The sequence below is a fragment of the bacterium endosymbiont of Bathymodiolus sp. 5 South genome, from assembly GCF_900128535.1.
In the GTDB taxonomy this organism is placed as follows: domain Bacteria; phylum Pseudomonadota; class Gammaproteobacteria; order PS1; family Pseudothioglobaceae; genus Thiodubiliella.
This window is the reverse complement of record NZ_FQTR01000421.1, coordinates 1-846: the sequence shown is the minus strand read 5'-3', so window position 1 is coordinate 846 and position 846 is coordinate 1. Positions and strand designations below refer to the sequence as shown.

Genomic DNA, 846 nt, shown 5'->3' with positions numbered 1-846 from the left:
TTGCAGGCTTTTTAAAGGTTTGAAGGTATAGGACTTGCTGCTTTGTACCATGCGTTTAGTGTTCATAATGCTAATACTTTTGGCATTGTTTGTGCTTAACACAGAATACCCTGCAATTTTACTAATCGCAGGAAATACAACCTTGTCACTATCTGCATTTAAAGTTAGGACAATGGTTTCTCCTGGATAAAACCAGGTTTGATTAACACTGGCTGAGCTGAGTGCAAAGATTGGCACACTGAGTAGTAAAAATAAACTACCAAAGATTTTTTTTATTATCGTCATTGTTTTTATTGTTTTGTTGATTGAGTGGAATAAGTAAAGTTCTGAGATTTTTATTAAGAGATTTTTCCCATCGCCGTTGTTTAATAGCATCCAATTTTTTCTTTTGTTGCTGCTGTTCTTTTTTACCGTCTTTTTTATCTTTGTTTTTGCCTTGTTTAGCATTTTTCTTGTCTTTGTTTTTACCTTGCTTAGCATTTTTCTTATCTTTGTTTTTTCCTTGTTTAGCATTTTTCTTGTCTTGATCTTTGCGTTTCTTGCCATTTTTCTTACTGTCCTGCTTTTTTTGTTCTTTGTCTTTTTGCTGTTTTTTATCTTTACCCTTCTTGGTTTGTTCGTTCTTTTTTTGTTTGGCTTTTTGTCGTTTTAGCATTGCCAAATTAAACAAAGCATCTTCATCTTGTTTTACTTTTAATGCTTCTTTGTAACTGTCAATTGCCTCATCAATTTTTTGCAATTTAGCGTAAGTATTACCCATATTATACAAACGATTAAAGTCCAATTCTTTGTCTTTAACGCTTTGATATTGTTCCAATGCTTGCTCGTATAAACCTTGCTTATAAA

2 protein-coding genes are annotated in these 846 nt (G+C 32.3%); both read right to left on the bottom strand.

Translation table 11 applies throughout. From position 1 onward, the window contains the following. Positions 1-285 (bottom strand): protein BatD (locus BBROOKSOX_RS11945; RefSeq protein ID WP_139662119.1); only part of this gene is annotated, 285 nt, incomplete at its 3' end. Then, positions 257-846 (bottom strand): tetratricopeptide repeat protein (locus BBROOKSOX_RS11940; RefSeq protein WP_139662117.1); only part of this gene is annotated, 590 nt, incomplete at its 5' end. The genes BBROOKSOX_RS11940 and BBROOKSOX_RS11945, both read right to left, overlap by 29 nt.